This window comes from Alcanivorax sp., from assembly GCF_040119285.1.
GTDB lineage: Bacteria > Pseudomonadota > Gammaproteobacteria > Pseudomonadales > Alcanivoracaceae > Alcanivorax.
Genome location: NZ_JBEDTY010000015.1, coordinates 15482 through 37332 on the forward strand (window position 1 = coordinate 15482; position 21851 = coordinate 37332).

20 protein-coding genes and 1 pseudogene are annotated in these 21851 nt (G+C 53.0%); all 21 read left to right on the top strand.

What is annotated here, in order from left to right:
- The first annotated feature begins 11 nt into the window (after positions 1 to 11).
- Positions 12 to 1181: an acetate/propionate family kinase gene (locus tag ABNH10_RS04690; protein ID WP_288368214.1), complete on the top strand. Its 1170-nt coding sequence runs from the start codon at positions 12 to 14 to the stop codon at positions 1179 to 1181.
- 111 nt (positions 1182 to 1292) lie between these two features.
- Positions 1293 to 3557 carry a phosphoketolase family protein gene (locus tag ABNH10_RS04695; protein ID WP_288368213.1) on the top strand — a complete coding sequence of 755 codons (2265 nt, stop codon included), beginning with the start codon at positions 1293 to 1295 and terminating at the stop codon, positions 3555 to 3557.
- Between the two features lies 1 nt (position 3558).
- Positions 3559 to 4141 (top strand): annotated as a pseudogene (gene petA, locus ABNH10_RS16255) (ubiquinol-cytochrome c reductase iron-sulfur subunit).
- Between the two features lie 53 nt (positions 4142 to 4194).
- Entirely contained in the window at positions 4195 to 5175 is a 981-nt protein-coding gene (hflK, locus tag ABNH10_RS04710) for an FtsH protease activity modulator HflK (protein ID WP_035230284.1), read from the top strand.
- Complete coding sequence (hflC, locus tag ABNH10_RS04715; protein ID WP_027948901.1) at positions 5172 to 6125, top strand: protease modulator HflC; 954 nt, start codon at positions 5172 to 5174, stop codon at positions 6123 to 6125. The genes hflK and hflC overlap by 4 nt, the downstream gene beginning before the upstream one ends.
- A 10-nt stretch (positions 6126 to 6135) precedes the next feature.
- Complete coding sequence (locus tag ABNH10_RS04720) at positions 6136 to 6633, top strand: YHS domain-containing protein (protein WP_051229969.1); 498 nt, start codon at positions 6136 to 6138, stop codon at positions 6631 to 6633.
- A 10-nt stretch (positions 6634 to 6643) separates the two neighbouring features.
- A complete protein-coding gene (gene ftsH / locus ABNH10_RS04725; RefSeq protein ID WP_288368212.1) occupies positions 6644 to 8506 on the top strand; it encodes an ATP-dependent zinc metalloprotease FtsH in 1863 nt (620 codons plus the stop codon).
- An 81-nt stretch (positions 8507 to 8587) separates the two neighbouring features.
- Positions 8588 to 9847, top strand: coding sequence for an MgtC/SapB family protein (locus ABNH10_RS04730; RefSeq protein ID WP_288368211.1), 1260 nt, complete (start codon positions 8588 to 8590; stop codon positions 9845 to 9847).
- 29 nt (positions 9848 to 9876) lie between these two features.
- A complete protein-coding gene (locus ABNH10_RS04735) occupies positions 9877 to 10509 on the top strand; it encodes a LemA family protein (protein WP_288368210.1) in 633 nt (210 codons plus the stop codon).
- Positions 10502 to 11191 carry a TPM domain-containing protein gene (locus tag ABNH10_RS04740; RefSeq protein WP_288368209.1) on the top strand — a complete coding sequence of 230 codons (690 nt, stop codon included), beginning with the start codon at positions 10502 to 10504 and terminating at the stop codon, positions 11189 to 11191. Before ABNH10_RS04735 ends, ABNH10_RS04740 begins: the two co-directional genes overlap by 8 nt.
- Positions 11191 to 11808, top strand: a complete 618-nt coding sequence (locus tag ABNH10_RS04745; protein WP_288368208.1) for a TPM domain-containing protein — start codon at positions 11191 to 11193, stop codon at positions 11806 to 11808. The genes ABNH10_RS04740 and ABNH10_RS04745 overlap by 1 nt, the downstream gene beginning before the upstream one ends.
- Positions 11809 to 11854: 46 nt before the next feature.
- A complete protein-coding gene (locus tag ABNH10_RS04750; protein WP_288368207.1) occupies positions 11855 to 12850 on the top strand; it encodes a type I glyceraldehyde-3-phosphate dehydrogenase in 996 nt (331 codons plus the stop codon).
- Complete coding sequence (locus ABNH10_RS04755; RefSeq protein WP_288368206.1) at positions 12850 to 14100, top strand: SAM-dependent methyltransferase; 1251 nt, start codon at positions 12850 to 12852, stop codon at positions 14098 to 14100. Before ABNH10_RS04750 ends, ABNH10_RS04755 begins: the two co-directional genes overlap by 1 nt.
- 197 nt (positions 14101 to 14297) lie before the next feature.
- On the top strand, positions 14298 to 14792 hold the full coding sequence (locus ABNH10_RS04760; RefSeq protein ID WP_288368205.1) for a methyltransferase family protein: 495 nt from the start codon (positions 14298 to 14300) through the stop codon (positions 14790 to 14792).
- Positions 14789 to 14956, top strand: a complete 168-nt coding sequence (locus ABNH10_RS04765) for a methyltransferase family protein (protein ID WP_288368204.1) — start codon at positions 14789 to 14791, stop codon at positions 14954 to 14956. The genes ABNH10_RS04760 and ABNH10_RS04765 overlap by 4 nt, the downstream gene beginning before the upstream one ends.
- 19 nt (positions 14957 to 14975) lie before the next feature.
- Positions 14976 to 16103: a phospholipase D-like domain-containing protein gene (locus ABNH10_RS04770; RefSeq protein ID WP_349384939.1), complete on the top strand. Its 1128-nt coding sequence runs from the start codon at positions 14976 to 14978 to the stop codon at positions 16101 to 16103.
- A gap of 14 nt (positions 16104 to 16117) precedes the next feature.
- Positions 16118 to 18412, top strand: coding sequence for a fatty acid cis/trans isomerase (locus ABNH10_RS04775; protein ID WP_288368202.1), 2295 nt, complete (start codon positions 16118 to 16120; stop codon positions 18410 to 18412).
- Between the two features lie 35 nt (positions 18413 to 18447).
- Positions 18448 to 19635: a cation:proton antiporter gene (locus tag ABNH10_RS04780; RefSeq protein ID WP_035230276.1), complete on the top strand. Its 1188-nt coding sequence runs from the start codon at positions 18448 to 18450 to the stop codon at positions 19633 to 19635.
- The gene (locus ABNH10_RS04785) at positions 19632 to 20333 is read left to right on the top strand and encodes a lycopene cyclase domain-containing protein (protein ID WP_052041358.1); all 702 of its coding nucleotides are present in this window, start codon (positions 19632 to 19634) and stop codon (positions 20331 to 20333) included. The genes ABNH10_RS04780 and ABNH10_RS04785 overlap by 4 nt, the downstream gene beginning before the upstream one ends.
- 28 nt (positions 20334 to 20361) lie before the next feature.
- Positions 20362 to 20808 carry an ion channel gene (locus ABNH10_RS04790; RefSeq protein ID WP_027948889.1) on the top strand — a complete coding sequence of 149 codons (447 nt, stop codon included), beginning with the start codon at positions 20362 to 20364 and terminating at the stop codon, positions 20806 to 20808.
- 79 nt (positions 20809 to 20887) lie between these two features.
- The gene (locus ABNH10_RS04795) at positions 20888 to 21850 is read left to right on the top strand and encodes an HlyD family secretion protein (protein WP_035230275.1); all 963 of its coding nucleotides are present in this window, start codon (positions 20888 to 20890) and stop codon (positions 21848 to 21850) included.
- Position 21851 lies beyond the last annotated feature (1 nt).

The window sequence follows — 21851 nt, forward strand, 5'->3', positions numbered from 1 at the left end:
TTATCCAGCTGATGAGCAGTTTGCCGCGCTATGACAAACCGGTTCTGTTGGTGTTGAATCCGGGTAGTTCATCCATCAAGTGGAGCACGCATAACGTCTCGGCGCTTGAATATGCGGGTGCAACGGTGCCTGTTGCTATTGGGCAAGCAGGTGTCGGCCAATCAGCTGCGCAGACTTATCCTGGCGCGCCCCCTTGGCTGACCGATGTGCTGACAAATCATGCTGTTCGCGCGGTGATTATCAGAGTCGTACACGGGGGCTCTGAATATCATAAACCTATACCCATCAACGACGATAATTTTCGGCAACTGCAAACCCTGATACCACTGGCGCCACTGCACAATAAGGCGGCCATTGAACTGATTGAGCAGCTTCGGAATACCCGATTTTCCATTCCCGTTTTTGCGGTTTTCGATAGTGAGTTTTTCAGCGACCTGCCGGTGCTGTCACAGATTTATGGACTGCCCGTCGCGCTCACTGAGAAATATGGATTACGCCGTTACGGGTTTCACGGTTTTGCTCATGAGTCCATGGTCAAACAGTGGGAGACAGTGAATCCCGATATCGAACACTACACCCTGGTGACTGCGCAACTGGGAAGCGGCTGTTCCATGGCTGGCATCCGCGATGGCAAACCGGTCGATACCACCATGGGGTTTACACCCAATGAAGGGTTGTTGATGCGCACGCGCAGCGGTGATATCGATCCCGGATTACTGACCTGGTTGCAGCGGCAGGAGGGGTGGACGCCGGAAGAGACTGATCATGTTTTAAATCACGAATCCGGCTGGCGGGGTCTGTCCGGCGGAATCGATAACATGGCGGATTTGTTTGCGAGTAAACAGCCGCAACACCAACTGGCGTTTGATTTTTTCCGTTATCGATTCCAGAAAGCACTGGGCGCGTATTTCGCCATTCTGGGCGGGCTGGACGGTGTCGTTCTTAGCGGCGGTATTGCGGAAAACAACATCGATATTTGCCGTCGTTTGTTGTCCGGTCTTTCCCACTTAGGCATCGCGTTAAAAGATCCCCTGGCTCGCTCCCCTTTACCACTACTTTTATCGTCACCGGCATCGCCGGTGCAGTGTTGGGTAGTGGTCGCCGATGAGGCAGCGGCCATGTTGCGATCCGTACAACACCACTTGTCTTTTGAGAATAAATTTCAGTCGTTGGCTGATTGAGGAATTTCTATGTATGCCATAGATCAACAAAACGATCATCGGACACAACAGCGCGCAAAGTTATATCGTGATACATATCCTGCCTTTGCGCGCTGGTCGAAAGGTTATGGCGTGATCCAACACCGGGATGAAACGCAGGTGAGAGTGTTCGATCTTTGTCAGCAACTGCTGTGTACAGGGCGTTTTAAACAGATCGATGAAGTGCTGGACATATTGTCTGCCGCAGATCGCCTGGCCAGTGCGTCCATGTGGTTGGTGGTGCATATGACCTATAGCAACAGAGTGGATTTCAGAGGCAGCGCACTCGGGGCATCAGATTTTAAAACTAACCCTCAGGGGCATACCGGCGGTTCCCTGAATATGGTGCCTGCCTATGTGGGCTATATGGCTGCCAATCGCCTGGCCGGTATCACCCGCAGTTGGTTGATGGGACAGGGGCACTGTGTGGCCGCCATCGATGCGGTCAACGCGCTGTTGCAAAACCTCTATCCGGAGCAGTCTGAACGCTATCCGTTGAGTGAAGAGGGGCTGACACAGCTAGCGCAGGATTTTTACAGCTACGCCATAACGGATGATGGTCGCCCCGGCGTTCCTCTGGGTAGCCATGTAAATCCGCACACCGCTGGTGGAATGATTGAAGGCGGCTATCTGGGTTTTGCCGAACTGCAATATGTGCATATGCCGCTGCCCGGGGAACGGCTAGTGGCATTTCTAAGTGACGGTGCTTTTGAAGAACAGCGCGGTAGCGACTGGGCCAGCCGCTGGTGGCGCGCCGAGGATTGCGGGCTGGTGACACCGGTGATGATTGCCAATGGCAGGCGAATTGACCAGCGCTCCACCATGTACCAGCAAGGCGGTTTGTCCTGGTTCTACGAGCACCTGGAACAGAATGATTTTCACCCCATCGCCATCGACGGGCGTGATCCGGCGGCGTTTATCTGGGGAATTTTTGAATCCGAAGCGCGGCTCGAAGCCTGCAGTGCGCACATCCGTGAAGGCCATATGCACTATCCGGTGAAACTGCCATATCTGATTGCTGAAACGGAAAAAGGCTACGGATTCTACGGCGCCGGTACCAATGCTGCTCATGGCACACCGCTACCGGGTAACCCCGGTAGCGATGAACGCTCCCGCAACCTATTTAACGAACACGCGGCCAAATTATTTCTTCCACGAAGTGAGTTGGAACTGGCTATCTCACAAATTGCGCAGCATGAGGCGGATAATCGAGTGCCGGAAAAACACCATGCCCTGTGTATGCGCAACGTCAGGCTTCAATCTCCCACAGAGCCACAATGGCATACCGAGGGTGACCCGACATCCCCGATGGCAGCGGTGGACACACGCTTTTGTGAATGGCACCTCGCTAATCCCGATAGGCGGGTGCGGATCGGCAACCCGGATGAGCTGCGCAGTAATCGCATGGGCAAGACGCTTGATCTGCTTAAGCACCGGGTGCTGAAGCCGGAACAGGGTGTGGCCGAATCCATTCACGGCTCGGTGATTACCGCACTCAATGAAGAGGCGGTCGTAAATGCGGCGCTGGGAAACAAAGGCGGTCTGAACCTGGTGGTGAGCTATGAAGCCTTCGCCATGAAAATGATCGGTGCGCTGCGCCAGGAAATCATTTTTGCGCGCCATCAAAAAGCGCTGGGGCGCCCGCCGGGCTGGCTGTCGGTGCCGGTGATTGCCACCTCGCACTTATGGGAGAACGGCAAGAATGAACAATCCCATCAGGATTCCGCCTTTGGCGAGGTGTTGCTGGGGGAAATGAGCGATATGACGAGAGTTGTGTATCCCGCCGATGCCAATAGTGCGGTCGCCTGCCTCGATGCCTGTTACCAGACCCAGGGTCAAATCTGGGGGATGACGATTCCCAAAAATGACGTTGTTACAGCATTCACACCCAAGCAGGCAGCCCAGTTGGCAGAACAGGGCGCATTGACGTTGGATAAGACTGACGGTGCACCGGTACAACTTGTCGCGGTAGGTGCCTATCAATTAGGCGTTTGTCAGGAAGTAAAACGCACTTTATCTAAACAAGGTATTCAATGCCGCATAACTTACCTGTTAGAACCGGGTCGCTTCCGGCAGCCGCGAGATCCCTATGAGAAGACTTATGTCTGCGATGTGGCTACCCGCATAAACCTGTTTCCCGATGACATTCGTTTGCGCATTTTTGTATCGCACCTGCGACCGGAAATATTGCTCGGTGTCTGCCGCCCTTTGGATCTTGGCGTTGATCGATGTATCGCTTTTGGTTACCGCAATCAAGGCGGTACCTTGGATACGCCAGGTTTATTACGGGCGAATCAGTCTGATGCGCAGTCCATTGCCACAGTGGTTATGCAGAAAATAGGCAGAGGAGAGGCATGAAATGACTGAAGTGAATGAACCTCGGCGCCGGTTTCTGATAGGAGCCACCTCCTTTGTTGCAGGTGCGGGTGTGGTCGGAGTCGCCACGCCCTTTGTTCAATCCTGGAATCCCAGTGCCAAGGCCAAATCTGTCGGAGCTCCGGTACAGGTGGATATCAGCAAAATTGACCCAGGTGCCATGATTACCGGGGCGTGGCAGGGAAAACCTGTGTGGGTCGTTCGGCGCACTGCCGAAAATTTAAAAAAACCTGGCTCTGGAAGAGCATAGCGGCGAATTAAGAGATCCCGATTCCGACGTTAATCAACAACCGGATTACGCCAGGAATGCCGTTCGCAGTATCCGGGACGATATCTTTGTGGCGGTGGGTATTTGTACCCATTTGGGGTGTGTACCCAACTATGAGCCGGATGGCAGAGCAGAGGTGAAGCACGCACTTTTCTTCTGCCCCTGTCACGGCTCCAAGTTCGATCTGGCCGGGCGGGTATTTAAAGGGGTGCCGGCCCCTACCAACCTGATTATTCCTCCGCATCAGTACTTGGGAAACAACGTATTGGAGATCGGTTCCGATGCCACCACCAGCTAGCGCCATTCAGCCAAAACCGCGCCACCTAAGCAATCAAAGAAAAGGAAACAGCCATGAACGATAAGTTTGAACAATCATTGCCGGACATACCCATTTCACCGCGTCAGATTGCTTTGGGTATTGTCATCGCGCTCGCGGTGTATCTGGGCTACAGCAGTTTTTACACAGTCTCGGCGGAATCCGTCGGCGTCGTACAGCGCTTTGGTCACTACCACTATGTCGTCGATCCTGGCCTGCATTTCAAAATTCCCTTCGGTGTTGATCAGGTGGTTCAGGTCCCAGTGAAACGTCAGCTCAAAGAAGAATTTGGCTTCGGTACACCCGGCGCGACGTTTACGCGACAGATGTCCGATCCCAGGGAATGGGAGCTGGAAACCACCATCGTTACCGGAGACTTGAATGCGGCGCTGGTGGAGTGGGTGATTCAGTTTCGCATTGAGAACGCCTTCGACTTCCTATTCAAAGTGCGCGATCCGGGGGATGCCCTGCGGGACATTTCCGAATCGGTGATGCGCGAAGTTGTCGGTGATCGTACGGTAGATGAAGTGTTGACCATCGGTCGTCAGGACATTGAGGCCAATGCCCAGACCAAGATGCAGGAGGTGGTTAACCTCTATGAAATGGGCTTGCGCATAGATCAGGTGCAGCTCAAGAACGTCAATCCGCCGAAACCGGTAAAGGCTTCCTTTGATGAAGTCAACGAAGCGCAGCAGGAACGTGAGCGCATGATTAATGTAGCCCGCGGCGAGTACAACAAGGCCGTACCCCAAGCCAGGGGTACGGCGGAACGCTCCATCCAGGCAGGGGAAGGGTATGCGATCCAGCGTGTCAATCAGGCGGAAGGGGACGCGGCCAAATTTAACGCGCTGCTGGCTGAATATATCAAGGCACCGGGGGTTACCAAGCGGCGACTCTACCTGGAAACCCTGCAGGAGGTATTGCCAGTCGTGAAAAACAAAATTGTGCTCGACGATAAAGCAGCGTCCGTTTTGCCGTTGCTGCAACTCAACGCCATGCAAGGAGAACCCCGATGAACAGATTCATCTACATCGCGCTGGCGGTATTATTTCCGCTACTGATCGTTGCCTATGAAGCGTTCTATACCGTGAACGAAACCGAGCAGGTGATCATGACGCAGTTCGGTAAACCCGTGGGCGGAATTGTTAATGAAGCCGGCCTGAAATTAAAGATTCCCTTTATCCAGAAAGTCAATCGTATCGAAAAACGGATATTGCTTTGGGATGGTTCCGCCAACGATATGCCGACCAAGGACAAGCTTTATATCACGGTTGATACCTTCGGCCGCTGGCGCATCAAAGATCCGCTGCAGTACTTCCTGCGGTTACGGGACGAGCGCAGTGCCCAGTCCCGGCTGGAGGATATTCTCGGCAGTGAAACCCGCAATGCCGTCGCCAAACACGAATTGATTGAAATTGTCCGAACCACCAAAGACAGAACGCCTGCTGTTGATCCCCTGCTGGCAGAAGCGGACGTTGGAAAATTGCTACCGATTAAGCGCGGCAGGCGGCAAATTGAAGAGGATATTTTTTCCGCCGCGTCCGTAAAACTGGCGGAATTCGGTATTGAGTTGCTCGATATCCGGTTTAAGCGGATTAACTATAACGAAAGCGTCCGGCAGAAAATCTACGCCAGAATGATCAGTGAACGCCAGCAGATTGCTGAGCGGTTTCGTTCCGAAGGTGCCGGTGAGGCCGCCAAAATTATCGGCAACAAGGAAAAAGACCTGCAGCGTATTGAGTCCGAAGCGTACCGAAAAATTCAATCTATTCAAGGTGTGGCCGATGCCAAAGCCACAGAAATCTATGCGGCGGCCTACAACCAAACCAAGTCGTCACGTGAACTGTATGACCTTGTGAAGACATTGGAAACCTACAAGCAGGTGATTGATCCTTCCACCACGCTGGTATTAACCACCGAAAGCGAGTTGTACCAGTTGTTGAATGGCGTGGGCCAGCAACCCTGAGGAGGTTTTGATGAACAAACTGGAATTCACGATTCACTGCCCTGTTTGTTATATGACAAAAATCAACCGATCACTGTTGGTGAACTATCAGGGCGTTGATCACTATTTTTGTTCGACCCAGTGTCTGGAGCGATTTAAGTCCCATCCACATCTGTTTGTGGGTGACCCCCAACATGGCAAGTCACCCAAGCAGAAAGACCAGGTGGTGTTAAAGAAGCGTCGCATTCGATTTTGCGAAGCCATCAGCGATCCCCTTAAAGCAGAACTGGAAGCCTCACTGCAGATGCTGATGGGTGTTGAAGCAATTGTGTTTGAAGGTGAAGACTTGTACGTGACTTACGACCTCATTCAAGTCTCTCTGGAGGATATTGAAAAAGCCATCGAGAAAGCGGCAGTTGGGTTTCGCAAAGGTGTGTTGGATCAGGTTAAACGGGGACTGATTCATTACAGCGAGGAGTGTGAACTCGACAACCTTGCACACCTGACCAAGGACGGTGGTTGTCACTGAGGAAAATGCAATGAATAAAAAGCAGCAATTGAATCTGGTCTACCTGTTTGTGGCGCTGTGGGGGGTTGTGCTGTTTCAGAGCTTCTGGGGACACACAGCTAGTCAGGCTCAACTGAGTTACAGCGAGTTTGAGCGCTACCTGCAACAGGGCTGGTTAAAAGACCTGGTGGTTGATCAGCAAACCATTCGCGGCAGCTTCAAGGAGCCGATTGAGGGCAAAGACCACTTCGTTACACCCCGGGTCGATATCGACCTGGCGGAAAAACTCGCCCCCTATAACGTGGACTACAAGGGTGTTGTCTCCGGTGGGCCGCTTGCCACATTAATCGGCTGGATCGCTCCGGCACTGGTGTTTTTCCTGGTGTGGTTTTTGATGTTCCGTAAATTTGCCGACAAGCAGGGCATGGGCGGCATGATGAATATCGGTAAGAGCAAAGCCAAGGTGTTGGTTGAGAAAGATACGGGCGTCACGTTTGATGACGTGGCTGGGGTGGATGAGGCCAAGGAAGAATTGGTGGAAGTGGTGCAGTTCTTAAAAGAACCGGGGAGATATAGCCGATTGGGTGCCCATATTCCCAAGGGGGTATTACTGGTTGGCCCGCCGGGTACCGGTAAAACACTGATCGCCCGCGCCGTGGCGGGGGAGGCCGGAGTGGCGTTCTTTTCCATTAGCGGCTCGGAATTTATCGAAATGTTTGTCGGTGTTGGTGCCGCCAGAGTGCGGGATCTGTTTGAACAGGCCAAGCAACATGCCCCCGCCATTATTTTTATCGACGAACTGGATGCCTTGGGTCGTGTGCGCGGTGTAGGCCCCATGTCCGGGGGCCACGATGAGCGTGAACAAACCCTGAATCAGTTACTCAGCGAACTGGATGGTTTTAATCCCTCTGAAGGCGTGATCATTCTCGCAGCCACCAACCGGCCCGAAATCCTCGACCCGGCCTTACTACGCGCTGGCCGCTTTGACCGTCAGGTATTGGTCGACCGCCCGGATAAAGTCGGCCGTGGACAGATACTTCGCGTCCATATGGTAAAGATACAGGCCGATGATACGGTCAGCATAGAAGCAGTTGCGTCGCTAACCACCGGATTCAGTGGCGCGGACCTGGCGAACCTGGTTAATGAAGCGGCGCTGCTCGCCACCCGGCGCGGTGCCGACAGTGTCTCCATGGAGGATTTTGTCAATGCCATCGAGCGCATCATTGCTGGCTTGGAGAAGAAAAACAAACTGATCAATCCACAGGAAAAGGCCGTCGTCGCGCATCACGAAATGGGTCATGCCCTGGTGGGCATGGCGCTCAGCCCGGAACAGCCGATTCAAAAAGTCTCCATAATCCCCCGTGGTGTGGGAGCGCTTGGCTACACCATCCAGCGCCCCTCGGAAGATCGCTATTTAATGAGCAAAAAAGATTTGCAGAATCGTATCGCCGTGCTGTTGGCGGGGAGAGCGGCGGAGCAACTGATCTTCGACGAAGTGACCACCGGCGCCGCCGACGATTTGGTGAAAGCCACGGATATTGCCCGAGCCATGGTGACCCAGTATGGCATGTCGGACGAGATCGGCATGCTGTCCATTGATACGCCAAAATCGCCGTTTCTCGATCCATCCATCACTGATTCCAGCCTGCGTTTCGGCCCCGATATGGCACAGCGGGTATCGGCAGCCGTCAGCCAACTGTTGAATGACGCTTTTGCCCTGGCGACGGATATTCTCGTACTCAATCAATCGTTGCTGGAAGAAACCGCCCAACGATTGCTGGCGGAGGAGACACTGGACGATCAACATCTGTCTGGCATCAAACAGAAAATCAGCGTGTCCACGGCGATTCAGCAAGCGGCGTTTTCCACCTTCACGCCTACGGAGAACCATTAATGCAGGGGAGCGTGAGGGGTATCAACCAGATCGTCTTCAGTCGTCACGGCATTATGGATCGTGGAGGATGTTATCCGTGTTATGAATGAATACCAAACGCAACTTTCCCATCTGATGTTGTTTGCGCAAAGTATCGGCATCGGCTTTTTGATCGGGCTTGAACGTGAGCGCCACAATAATGCCATTGCCGGCGTGCGCACGTTTACCCTGATTGCGCTTTCCGGCAGTCTGGCCGGCTATATTGCTACACCTGATCAGAATGTGGGGCTGGCCATTGCGATTGGTCTGTTGGTTGGTCTTTCATTGGTCGTTGCGCAGGCAAAATCAACATCCGAAGAGTCGGACACGACGACGGTGATGGCCGGGTTAATCGCTTTTGCGCTTGGCTACAGTCTGTGGCTTGGCCATCCGCTGTTACCGTCTGCTTTAGCCATCGCTATCACCGCTATTTTGTATTTCCGCGAGCAATTGAGACAGGTGCCGCAGCAGTTGACGGATAAGGATATCCGGTCGTTCTTCCAGTTTGCGGCGGTCGCGTTTATTTTGCTGCCCATCCTGCCTGATACCACCTATGGTCCCTATGCGGTGTTCAACCCCTATCAAACCGGTTGGCTGGTGGTGTTGATCAGCGGTATCAGTCTCGCCGGTTACGTGGCGCTACGCTGTCTGGACGGCAAGGCAGGGCTGCTGATTATCGGCTTGTTTGGCGGCCTGGTTTCCACCACGGCGACCACGCTTGTCTATGCGCGACACAGTAAGAGCCTGCGGGGGTTCTCCACTGTTGCCAGCACCATCATCCTGCTCTCGCACATTGTCCTGTTCATTCGCGTTGGTATCCTGGTTTCAGTGGTAGAGCCGTCCATGTTGCGGCCCATGTTGCCCTGGTTATTAGGCGGCGGTTTAGTGGGTGGTGTTTATGGGCTTTGGGCTTATCGTCGTGTTGTTAGTGCACAAAAAGCCCTCCCAGATCTGGAGGTCAGGAATCCGGCGGAACTGAAAACCGCGCTGGGCTTTGCGGCGGCATTCGCTGTGGTATTGCTACTGGTATCATGGATGAACGACAACTTCGCCGATACCGGTGTTTATGTCGTGGCCTTTATCTCAGGTCTGACGGACCTGGATGCCATTACCATTTCCAACCTTAAATTGGTATCGAGCCAGACACTCAGCTCGCCGGTGGCGGTAAACGCCATCGTGATAGCCTTTGTTGCCAACCTGATTTTTAAATACGCGATTGTCCTGACGGCGGGGGCTAAGACTTTGCGTCTGCCGGTGGCCATGGGCTTTTTAACCTTGTTGATCGGCATCGCGTTGGGTATCGCTGCGGATCGTTTCTTGTAACCCCTATAACCCTAACGATGGAGAATATTATGACAATGTTGATAAACGCTCGATGGGAACTCAGGCCATTATTCCCGCGCGCTCTGCTGGTTTTGTTATTCACGCTGCCGTGGTTAAGCGGTTGCGGCGTTAACAACATCCCCACCTACGATGAGCAGGCGAAAGCTGCCTGGGCCCAGGTGGAGAATCAGTACCAGCGGCGTGCGGATCTGGTTCCCAATCTAGTCGCCACCGTCAAAGGTTATGCCGCCCATGAACAGGAAACGCTGATAGCGGTGACTGAGGCCCGCGCCAAAGTCGGTTCCATTCAGGCGGGCAAAGATCTACTTGATAATCCACAGAAGCTACAGCAGTTTCAGGCAGCTCAGAGCGAGCTGGGAAGTGCGCTACAGCGTCTTATGGTCGTCGTTGAGCGCTATCCCGATTTGAAAGCCAATCAAAATTTTCTGGCGTTGCAATCCCAGTTGGAAGGCACTGAGAACCGAATCAGCGTCGCCCGTCGCGATTTTATTCAGGCAGTCAACCAATACAACAGGGAGATAAGAACCTTTCCCGGCAGGATCTGGCACTGGATTCTTTACAGTGATATGCCGCTACGGGAAACCTATGAGGCTACGAACCAGAATGCAGAACAGGCGCCCAAGGTAGATTTCAATGACTAGCGTATGGCGAATCAGTACCTGCCTACTGCTGCTCTGGGCCAGTCTGCCGCTCTTCGCGGCGGTCTCCTTCCCCCCGCTCAGCGGTCGGGTGGTCGATCAGGCCGGGTTGCTGGATTCCGGCACGGCACAACAGCTTGAGCAGCAGTTGCAGGCCCACGAGGCCGCGACTGGCAATCAACTGGTGGTGGTTACGCTGAAGGACCTGCAAGGGCTGGCAATCGAGGACTACGGCTACCAGCTGGGACGGGCGTGGGGTATCGGACAGAAAGGTAAGGACAATGGCGCCTTGCTGATCGTGGTGCCAGGTCTTCGCAAGGTACGTATCGAAGTGGGATATGGCCTGGAAGGCGAGCTGACCGATGCGCTGTCTGCCAACATTATACAGGCGGTGATCCTGCCGCAGTTTCGTGATAGCAACTTCGCCCAGGGTATTACCGAAGGTGTGGATGCCATTATTCAGGCCATGGGTGGACAATACCGTTTCAGATCGCCCCAGAATCAATCCAATGAATTGCCACCCTGGTGGGTGATTTTCTTTCTTCCCCTGATCTTTCTACAGCGCTTTGGCATGGGGGGATTTTATGGCCACCATGGTGGCCATTACGGTGGTTCGCGCCGGGGCGGTGGATTCGGCGGCGGTGGCGGTGGTTTTGGTGGCGGCGGCGCCTCGGGAGGTTGGTGATGCAGTATTCAAAACGGTTACAGCAACAGATCAGTCAGGCCATCAGTGACGTCGAACAACTCACCGATGCGGAAGTGGTGTGCGTGCTTGCGCCACGCAGCGATGATTATTATTACATTCCAGCCCTTTGGGCAGCGTTGCTCGCGTTGGTGTCACCTCTGCTGTTGGTATTAACACCCTGGTGGGGACACAGTAGCGCAGTGTCACTGTTGCAGTTGCTGGTCTTCGTCGCGTCCTGGCTGCTATTTCGCTGGCAGCCATTTTTTCAGCGGATTATTCCCCAACCGGTTCGCTACTGGCGCGCTGCCAATATGGCGAGGCGGCAGTTTCTGGAGAACGGTCTGCATCATACGCGGGAAGGGATGGGCCTACTGATTTTTGTGTCAGCGCAGGAACGCTATGTGGAAATCCTTACCGACCGGGGTATCGCCCAAAAAATAGCGGATGAGCAATGGCAGGACATTGTTTCTGCCTTTGTCCAACAGGTAAAGCGCAAGCAAATTGCTGAGGGATTTATTCAGTGCATTCAATCCTGTGGTCGCTTACTGGCAGAGCATTACCCGGCAACGCAAGACAAAAACGAGTTGCCAAACACACTGGTGGTTTTATCCGATTGAATCAGTACCACTAACTGAAATTCATACGCAAACAGGGAGAAGAGCCATGAAACGATTTGCAATCAATGGCGCCGGCAGAATCGGCCGGTTAGTTATTCGCGAATACCTGCGACGCATGCCTGAAAATCTGCAACTGGTTGCGCTCAACGACCTGACTGACAATGAGACGCTGGCCTATTTGCTGGAATTTGACTCGGTCCACGGTCGTCTTGCGGCGCCTGTTGAAATCAGTGGTGATCAGTTGCGCGTGTCCGGTGTGTCCATTCCGGTGAGTCATCAGCCTGATCCCGGGCAGTTGCCCTGGTCGGATATGGCAGTGGACTGGGTGCTTGAAGCCACGGGCGTTTTCAGAAAGCACGACGATGCGGCGAAGCACTTGGCGGCAGGGGCGGGAAGGGTGTTAATCAGCGCCCCGTCTGAATCGGCTGATCTAACCATTATCTATGGGGTTAACCAGGGTGCATTTAACCCTGAACAACACCAGATCATTTCCAGTGGCTCCTGCACCACCAACTCCCTGGTGCCGCCGCTGGCTGTGCTACTGCAGGCCTGGGGTATTGAGACGGCGTCGGCCACCACCATTCATGCCTACACCTCCTCTCAGGGGCTGGTGGATGTCGCCTCCCGAAAGCGCATTCGCGGTCGCGCGGCGGCCCTCAACCTGGTGCCCACTTCCACCGGTGCGGACAAAGTCGTTGCGGCTGTGCTGCCCGATCTTTCCGGGAAGTTTTCCGCCCTGGCGGTCAGGGCACCAATAGCCGATGGCGGTTTGACCGATATTACGGTGCGATTGCAACAACCAGTGACGGTTGATGAAGTCAATCAGCGTTTGTTGGATGCCTGTAAAAATGCCCTTAGTGGGGTCATGGATTTTACCCTGCAGGAGTGGGTGAGCAGCGATATTGTCGGCAACGCCCATTCCGCCATCGTACACGGGCTGTCCACGCGGGTCATCGGTGACCGAACCGTAAAGCTTCAAGTGTGGTACGACAACGAGTATGCCTATGCCTGTCGTCTACTGGATTTGTTGGAAACACTGTGATGAAGGGACGCATGGACAAAGCATATTTTTCCGAAAACAGTGAATCTGAGATACCAGAAACAAGAAAAGGAAAAGTGAGCAATATCCACCAGAAGCTTTTCTTGCAGGCTTTGAAGTCGCTTCAGTTCGGATCTTTGTCGCTTACCTGGCCCAATGGTCAGACAACACACCATGGAGGGAAAACTGCCTTTGTCAATGCTGAAATGACCCTGTTTCATTGGGATGTGATTGATCGTCTGATCACCCACGGTGACGTGGGCCTGGGGGAAGACTACATGGCGGGGAAATGGTCCACGCCCGATCTGCTGGCGCTCATGCGTTTAGCCGCCGCCAATCTGACCGTTTTCGACCGGTATTTACAGACCAACCTGTGGCTAAAACTACTGTACTGGTGCAAACACCACCTGTTCCCCAACACGCTCAAACGCAGCCGTCAAAACGTGCATGAGCATTATGACCTGGGCAACGACTTCTACCCGCTCTGGCTGGATAAGAGCATGACCTATTCCAGCGCTCTGTTTAACGGTGATGCCTCCGTCTCACTTTTTGATGCGCAAAAAGCCAAATACCAACGGATCCTTCAGCGATTGGCCCCGTCACCGGGAAGCCGCATGCTGGAAATCGGTTGTGGCTGGGGCGGTTTTATGGAAGTCGCGGCTGCACGTGATTGCCATGTCACGGGTGTGACTCTGTCAAAAGAGCAGGCGCAATATGCTGCTGAACGACTGCAATCCGCCGGACTGGACTCGAATACCGAGGTTCGATTGCAGGATTACCGCGAACTGACGGGATCGTTCGATTACGTGGTATCGATCGGGATGTTTGAACACGTTGGCGAGTCGTATTGGTCTACGTATATGAGGGATGTGTACAACTACCTAAGACCTGCGGGCAAGGCAATGATACAGACGATTACCATCGCAGAAGAGCGGTTTGACTGGTATCGAGCCGGCAGTGATTTTCTCAGAGAGCATATTTTCCCCGGCGGGATGCTGCCCTCCAGGGAACGCTTTGAAACGATTGCCGTGGACAGCGGGCTGGTGGTGAATGATGTTTTTGAATTCGGCCAGGACTATGCCATTACGTTGGAAAAATGGCTGGCAAACGTTGATAAACAAATTCCGGCAATACAGGCGCTAGGCTACAGCGAAATATTTATACGCAAATGGCGGTTCTACCTGGCCAGTTGTGCCGGCATGTTCCGTACCGGAGGGATCAATGTAATGCAAGTGGAGTTGGGCCGACCGTAGTAGCACGGTTCTGCCTCGGTCGTTGGTAGATAAGGTCTATGCAATTTACGACATAAGTAAAGCGCATGAAGAAAAGACATCTCAAGCGTTCAGCTATCAACGTCACCGGCGATATTACCGCTTGTCTGGTGCTGGACAGGCTATTGTCGAACAAATATGAAATTTACCATAACAGCACGTGAGTTGGAGGATTAAAGATGGAACAAACGATACAACATTCAGGCGCGTGGGCGCTCGCGATCATTATGATCGTGGTGATTTCCTGGTTTTTTTATCGCTATCTGGCACCCAAATCCTGGCATGAATGGGCCAGTGCGGGCGTGGTGCAGGCATTTATTATCGCGCTATACGCTGAAATGTATGGATTCCCATTAACCATATATTTGCTGTCACGGTTCTTTGGCCTTGATCGGTACGATCTGAATGCCAGCCTATGGTCCACCTTATTGGGCATGGGCGAGACGGGCATGATGATTTCGATGATTCTGGGTTATGCGTTGGTGCTACTCGGGATTGGCATTTTTTTCCAGGGCTGGCGACAGGTGCATCGCGCACGTCAACAAAACACGCTGGTGACCGATGGGTTGTACCGTTTTGTCCGGCATCCTCAATACACGGCCTGTTTATCGCGCTGTTTGGCGAGGGTGTGGTGCACTGGCCCACACTGTTTTCTGTGGGGCTTTTCCCGGTGATTGTATTTGCTTATTACATGCTGGCCCGAAAGGAAGAGCGCCAGGTACTGGCGGAATTTGGCGAAACCTATCGCGCCTACCAGCAACGGGTGCCTATGTTTATTCCTCGACGGGAGCAATGGCGAGCGTTTGTCGGCAGTTCCAGTTTGAATTCTGATGATTGAATATTGCACAAGTTTGAACGTGAGGCCGGACGGAACGGAAAACCGATGTGACGGGAACGATTGCACCACATTACCCGATCATGCTGCGGAAACCTTCCAGTTGTTTACCGAGGGCGATGATTTATATGCATCCATGCTTTCGGCGATAGCGGGTGCGAAAGAGAGTATTCGACTGGAATCCTATATATTTGCCGATGACGCGGTAGGCAATCGGTTTTGTCAGGCGCTTATTGAACGGGCACAAGCGGGTATCGTGGTAAGGGTGCATATCGATGCGGCGGGCTCGTTGTTCTGGTTTTCGCGCAAGATGCAAAATCACCTGCGTTGCAACGGTGTGAAATTACGCTGGTTTCACCGCTGGAGCTGGCGCAGGCCCTGGCGCTATAACCGCCGTAATCATCGCAAGATGCTGATTGTGGATGATCGTGTCGCCTTTCTCGGTGGCTTCAATATACATCAGGAAAATTCCAGGGAGTATTACGGGGATGCGCGCTGGCGTGATACCCATGTGAGTTTTGGCGGCTCACTTGTCGACGTGGCCGTGCAATTGTTTGACGCATTTTGGCAAGGTCGTCTGCGTTGGCAGCCCATGCAAAAGGAAGCGGGCAGCAGACTGCTGCACAATCATACGCTGACCTGTCGCCACCGCTTGCGATGTGTGTACGGCGCGGCATTCGACAAGGCGAAGACGTTTATTTATCTGACCACCCCTTATTTTGTCCCCGATAGTCATACCCTCAGCCAATTGCGTCAGGCCGCTGAGCGTGGCGTGGATGTCAGGCTACTGGTTCCCGGTGAGAGTGACGTGCGTATTGCGCGCTGGGCCGCCCGTCATATTTATGCCTCCTTGCTCGATTCCGGTGTGCGAATTTTTGAGTACCTGCCGCGAATGCTGCACGCAAAAACGGTGGTAGTCGACGACAACTGGTCGATGGTGGGAACGGCCAATCTGGATTACCGCAGTTTATTTATTAACTACGAACTCAATCTGGCAACAGCCGATAGGGGATTGGCCGCCGAACTTAAAGTGCAGTTCCTGCAGGATTTATCGCAGTCGGAAAGCATCGAGTCTCAGGATTGGGAACGGCGCGATGGGGTATCGCGATGGTTGGAGCGGATTGCCATGATGGTTAAACGCTGGCTGTGAACAGGTTGGTGCCAATGATTCCAATACAAACAATATCAATATTGATCGCCGCCTTTCTGTTGATGATCGGCAATGGTTGGGCTGACGCCACCCAATATTCGGAAAGCACCGACGTAAAGCGCATCCTGGATACACGCTGCGTGGTGTGCCATGGCTGTTATGACGCCCCCTGTCAATTAAAACTTGGTGCTTATGAGGGGCTCTTGCGCGGAGCGACCCCTCAAACTGTCTATAACCCCTCCAGATTCTCAGAAGACGTCACCACAAGGCTTTTTATTGATGGCCGTTCCGTCACCGACTGGCGCAAGCTAGGCTTTCACGAGGTGATTACCGCCACCTCAGCTTCGCCCAAAAATACCGACTATCTGGACGACGCGTTATACAGGCTTGTTACACGCAAACCCGAGAATACCTTTCCCTCCGGAGGAAAATTGCCCACGGACTTTCCGTTGGATATCAACCGTGAATTGTCCTGTGCGGCAACAATCGAAGAAGTTGATAATTTTCTTGCCAAACAGCCGATGGCCGCCATGCCCTATGGCATGGCGCCCTTACCGCGCCAGGAACAACTGCAGTTGGAAAACTGGATAAAGCAGGGCTATCCGGATTTTGATCCACCTCTTGATCTGCCATCCAGTGTGATCGCGCAAGTCGACCAGTGGGAGGCATTTTTCAACGAAAAATCACCCCGGCATAAACTGGTTTCCCGCTATTTGTATGAACATTTGTTTCTGGGGCATTTGGCGATTTCCGATAAGGAGCAAACTTATTACTTTCGGTTGATCCGATCATCGACACCGACGGCTATTGCGCCGAATGAAATCGCGGCTCGTCGACCTAACAGTGACCCTGGGGAAAAGCCGTTTTACTACCGGCTCATTCCTGTCAGGGAAACACTCCTGGATAAAACACATAGCGTTTATCCACTCGATCAGCGTCGTATGGCTCGCTGGAACTCCCTGTTTTTCTACAGTGACTGGAAGGTTTCTGAGTCGGCTGGCTACACCACGAAAAATGCGACCAATCCGTTCTTGACGTTCAGTGCTATTCCCGCCGATGCTCGTTATCGATTTATGCTGGATAACGTCCAATTTTTTGTTGAATCCTTTATCAAAGGTCCGGTCTGTCGCGGGCAGGTCGCGTTGAATGTGATTAACGATTATTTCTTTGTGGCCTTCCTGTCGCCGGAGTATGACTTGTCGGTGGTCGATAACGCCTATCTTTTTAACACAATACCCTTTCTGGATCTCCCGCCGACAAGCGCTGGTCCTCTGGACTTTACCGCGTTGTGGCACGAAGGACTTCATGCCCACCGGCGCTATCTGGAATTCCGTGACAACGCCTATCGATCGCACGAGCTCACCCGGCAGGGCCTACCGATCACAGCCATCTGGAAGGGTGAAAATCAATCAACGCCGGTGCTCACCGTGTTCAGACATTTCGACAGTGCTTCTGTGTCGGAGGGTTTGATTGGCGAGGATCCCAATACCGTTTGGGTCATTGATTACCCGACACTGGAGCGCATTTACTACGACCTGGTGGTGAACTTCGATGTGTTCGGCAGTGTGTCACACCAAATATTGACTCGCATGTACATGGATTATCTGCGCATGGAAAGCGAGGGATTGTTTCTCTCCTTCCTACCCATTGCCGATAGAGAACCCATTCTTAAACGCTGGTATCGGGGGGCGCTGGCACAGGCCAAGGTATTTTACGGCCATTCCAAGTTGTTGATTGATACCCCGGCAGCCATCCGATATGCCGGTCATGATGTCAAAAGCGAACTGGTCGAGATGATCCGTGATCGATCTTCATTCACGCGGGATAAAGCCGTTCCCATCGGTGATCGCGTGCCCAACGCGCTTAAACCTCTGGATCACCTGTCGGCAAAGCAGTCAGCCTGGATACGCAACCTGCCCGAACTGAGTTATTTGGTGATTCATAACGAAGACGGTGAGATTGAGCAGGTGGTGTCGATGATTATCAATAAGGCTCACGCGAATGTGTCATTTATTTTCGGCGAGGAAGATCGTCGTATACCTGATGAAGATATGTTGATGTTGGTGGACGGGGCTATCGGCAGTTATCCGAATTTTATTTTTTTGGTAGAGCGCAGCGAGCTTGATAAATTTACCAGCCAAGCAAACAAAATCACCGACCCGGTGACTATGGATCGATGGGTCGAGCGTTATGGTGTCCGCAGGACAGACCGCCGAATTTGGTTGATCCTGGATAAGCTTCATCACTATCGAGGCCGTATGGGTGGTGGCGAAGGTCTGCTCGATGTGAGTCGTTATGACAATCTTTGAGACAGCAATGAAACCACGCTACAGGGAATTCAGCTTTGTTTTTTAACCTGACATTGTTTTTAACCGCATCACTGTTGATGGTCGCCTGTGATGGGGTGTCTGAGCGATTTAGGTTGCCGCAGGCGGCGGTGGTTATTGTCGTTGGCGTGCTGCTGGGGCCGGCGGGTTTCAGCCTGATTCGGATTGGTGAGGCTGAGCACGTTCTATCGGAACTGGCGGTTATCCTGATCCTGTTCTCAGCGGGTTACGATATTCAATGGTCACATTTTGCCGCTGCAATCAAGCCGGGAATCCTGGTGGGGTTGGCGGGAATAATCTTAAGTCTGCTGTCGGGATTTGCAGCCGCTTATATCGTATCGCAGGACATTGATGAAGCCCTGTATGTGGGTATCGCGTTGTCAGCCACGAGTATCGGACTCAGTGTCGCCCTGATGCATCATGCTGCGGTGCTTGAGAGCAAGGTGGGCCAAATATTATTGGCGGCAGCGATCGTCGATGACATTTTGGTGTTGTATTTGTTATCTGCCACCCATGCGGGGCTGAGCAGTGACAATGGTCTGGGCCTCATCTTGTTTTCGCTGTTAATGAGTTTGCTCGTCTTGTCCGGACTCAGTGTTCTTCTGTGGCTGTTGAATACCTTGCTGGTGCGCTCATCGCTAAGACGACTAACACTTTTGCGCAGGGTTTTTGCCGTTTTGACGGCGCTGCTGGCTGCATGGGTGACGGCAAGTTTTGAACTCTCACCGGTGGTCGGTGGTTTTGCGGCGGGTGCGGTTGCCGCCGTATTTAAAACGCGATTCGCACAATCAACAAAAGCGGCCAAAACAACGGACAGTGAATTTTTTGCCAGCGTCAGCAGGTTTTTTTCGCCGCTGTTTTTTTTGGCCATCGGTATGCAGATTACGGAGCTCGCTCTGGCGGACGATGAGTTGATTGGGTACGTGCTATTGGTCATCGCGGCGGCGGTTATCGGTAAGTTGCTTGCGCCCTGGGTAATGGGTTCTTTCCTGTCACTGCGTGAACGATGGTTGCTTGGGTTTGCGCTATTGCCTCGGGCAGAGGTTGCGCTGGTTGTTGCCAGTGTAGGGCTTCAACAAGGGCATTTGTCCCACCACGCCATGATCGCGCTGGTACTGATGACGCTGGCGACCGCCATTATCGCCTCCAGTGTCATACCGGTGCTGGCGAATCATCTCGATCCCCGGAGTGAAAACGGTCAATGATGGATATGCAATACACTTACTTCGTCTGGAGTCTTATTCTGTTGCTGATTTGGCTGGTCGTTTTTATTGTGCAAAAGAGCCAGCATGTAAAGATGATGACGATGAGTATCGGGACGGCACCGCTGGGACTGTCTGAACCGCTGTTTTACCCGGACTATTGGTTTCCACCGACCTTGTTTCGTTTGGGCGAAGCCACTGGCTTCGATATCGAAAGCCTGATTTTTTCCTTCGCGGTGGGTGGTTTGGCAAGTAGTCTCTTTGGGGTGTCGGATAAATACGTGCTCAAGCCGCTGGCTGATTGCGAGAAATCCAGCAGGCGTCATCGCTACCATAAATTCTTGCTCAGCTCGCCGGTGTGGCTGTTTCTCGGGCTTGAGGGACTTACCACATGGAATGCCATCTATACCGCCTCGTTGAGTTTGCTGGGAGGTGCAATGACAACGATAGTTTGCCGGCCGGATTTGTTATCGCAGGCAATAAAAGGTGCCCTGATGTTTACGGGATTGTATTTTCTGTTTTTTAGCGCCATGGCGGCCTCACATCCGGGTTTTGTGGCGCTGTATTGGAATCATGCCAATATCAGCGGTATACAGGTTGCCGGGATTCCGGTAGAGGAGTTGTTATTTGCCTTTTCCCTTGGCGCAATGTGGAGCGCGTTTTATGAACACCGACACTGGTTGCGTGTAAAAACATCCTAACCCTGGTTATTTTCGATAAGGTAATGTGATGGTTCTGATAATTTTATTTCCTTTTCTACTGGTATTAACCGTGACGGTGCATTATGGGTTTTTGACGCGGTTGATGGCAATATTGGATACCGGATGGGCGCAGTCGATTAAATTGATTGCCATCATTTGCGGATTGTTTGTTGCCCATGTCGTCGAAGTAGTGGTTTATGCCTTTGTTTATTATTTTGCGCATCTTATTCCGGGGTTTGGCGAACTGCCGGGCTCCAGCTTCGAAGACTGGATCAATACCCTGTATTTTTCATTTGTTGCCTACAGCTCGCTGGGTGCCGGCGATTTGTCGGCCTCGGGATGGTTTAAAATTCTCTATGGGCTGGAGGCCATTAACGGACTGGTGCTGATCACCTGGTCGGCCTCTTTTTCGTTGCTGGCGATGAACCGGATGAAATTTTGTCAGCCCTGTTCAGAGAGCGATTCCATAGAGTGAGAATTAGCATGGTGGTCTATGGCGCCCTGATACGAGGGCTATTGCTCGACTGAGTTGATGTGCGAACCAAGGAAAAAAGATGAAAAATCCATCCTGGATCTGGTCGTTAGCGGTGATAGTCCTGGTTGCCGTTGTTTCTTACGGGCTCTTTTGGCTCACCCAGGGTAAACCGCTACCCGAGGGCTTCGTTTATGGTAACGGGTATATCGAGGGGCGTGATGTAAAGCTTGCCGCTGAACGCGGTGGCCGGGTGCTGCGACATCGCCTGTTGGAAGGCGAAGCGGTCTCTACGGGTGACGTACTTGTCGAGATCGATCCGGTGGATGCCGACGAACAGATCCGTGGTGCCCAGGGCGAACTTGAGTCACTTAAGGAGAACATCGCCGTAATTGACAGTGAACGTGATACCTGGCGCCACCACGCCGCGACTGCAAAGCGCCAATTGGAACGTGTACGCGCCCTGCAGACAAAGAAACTGGGTACGCAGCAGGATGTCGATACGGCAGAAAATGCTGTTAAAGAAGCAATGGGGCGCTTGCAGGCGTTGCAGAAGCAGCGCGACGCGCTCAACGCACAGATGGAAGCCGCTGGTGCTACGTTGGCGTTGGCCGAATCCCAACGCAACAAACTGGAGGTGGCAGCCCCCTTGTCGGGCACGGTGTTGATTCGTGCAGTGGAGACCGGCGAGGTGGTCGCCGCCGGCCAGCCGCTGGCGTTGATTGTCGATCTCAACCGTCTGGAGTTGAAAGTCTATGTCTCCGCCAACCACCTGAACCGCCTGCACCTGGGTGATGAGGCGCGTATTCGCGTCGATGGTGTCGATCGAGAGTTTGTCGCCAATGTCAGCCGTATTGATGATTTTGCTCAATTCACCCCGCGGGATGTACATATGCCGGATGAACGCCAGCGCATGGTTTACGGGGTTACCCTGGCACTGGACAATCCTGATGGCCTGTTGAAACCGGGGATGCCGGCCGATGCCTGGATTCGCTGGGACGCCACCCAACAATGGCCGGCTTCGCTACCGGTTCCGGCAAGTTGAT

What these genes read in the sequence shown, in the direction of transcription:
- ABNH10_RS04795 (WP_035230275.1), top strand. Translation starts at nt 20,888, where the DNA reads ATGAAAAATCCATCCTGGATCTGGTCGTTAGCGGTGATAGTCCTGGTT.
- ABNH10_RS04730 (WP_288368211.1), top strand. Translation starts at nt 8,588, where the DNA reads ATGAATGAATACCAAACGCAACTTTCCCATCTGATGTTGTTTGCGCAA.
- ABNH10_RS04745 (WP_288368208.1), top strand. Translation starts at nt 11,191, where the DNA reads ATGCAGTATTCAAAACGGTTACAGCAACAGATCAGTCAGGCCATCAGT.
- ABNH10_RS04785 (WP_052041358.1), top strand. Translation starts at nt 19,632, where the DNA reads ATGATGGATATGCAATACACTTACTTCGTCTGGAGTCTTATTCTGTTG.
- ABNH10_RS04755 (WP_288368206.1), top strand. Translation starts at nt 12,850, where the DNA reads ATGAAGGGACGCATGGACAAAGCATATTTTTCCGAAAACAGTGAATCT.
- ABNH10_RS04690 (WP_288368214.1), top strand. Translation starts at nt 12, where the DNA reads ATGAGCAGTTTGCCGCGCTATGACAAACCGGTTCTGTTGGTGTTGAAT.
- ABNH10_RS04740 (WP_288368209.1), top strand. Translation starts at nt 10,502, where the DNA reads ATGACTAGCGTATGGCGAATCAGTACCTGCCTACTGCTGCTCTGGGCC.
- ABNH10_RS04720 (WP_051229969.1), top strand. Translation starts at nt 6,136, where the DNA reads ATGAACAAACTGGAATTCACGATTCACTGCCCTGTTTGTTATATGACA.
- hflK (WP_035230284.1), top strand. Translation starts at nt 4,195, where the DNA reads ATGAACGATAAGTTTGAACAATCATTGCCGGACATACCCATTTCACCG.
- ABNH10_RS04775 (WP_288368202.1), top strand. Translation starts at nt 16,118, where the DNA reads ATGATTCCAATACAAACAATATCAATATTGATCGCCGCCTTTCTGTTG.
- ABNH10_RS04735 (WP_288368210.1), top strand. Translation starts at nt 9,877, where the DNA reads ATGACAATGTTGATAAACGCTCGATGGGAACTCAGGCCATTATTCCCG.
- ABNH10_RS04750 (WP_288368207.1), top strand. Translation starts at nt 11,855, where the DNA reads ATGAAACGATTTGCAATCAATGGCGCCGGCAGAATCGGCCGGTTAGTT.
- ABNH10_RS04790 (WP_027948889.1), top strand. Translation starts at nt 20,362, where the DNA reads ATGGTTCTGATAATTTTATTTCCTTTTCTACTGGTATTAACCGTGACG.
- ftsH (WP_288368212.1), top strand. Translation starts at nt 6,644, where the DNA reads ATGAATAAAAAGCAGCAATTGAATCTGGTCTACCTGTTTGTGGCGCTG.
- hflC (WP_027948901.1), top strand. Translation starts at nt 5,172, where the DNA reads ATGAACAGATTCATCTACATCGCGCTGGCGGTATTATTTCCGCTACTG.
- ABNH10_RS04760 (WP_288368205.1), top strand. Translation starts at nt 14,298, where the DNA reads ATGGAACAAACGATACAACATTCAGGCGCGTGGGCGCTCGCGATCATT.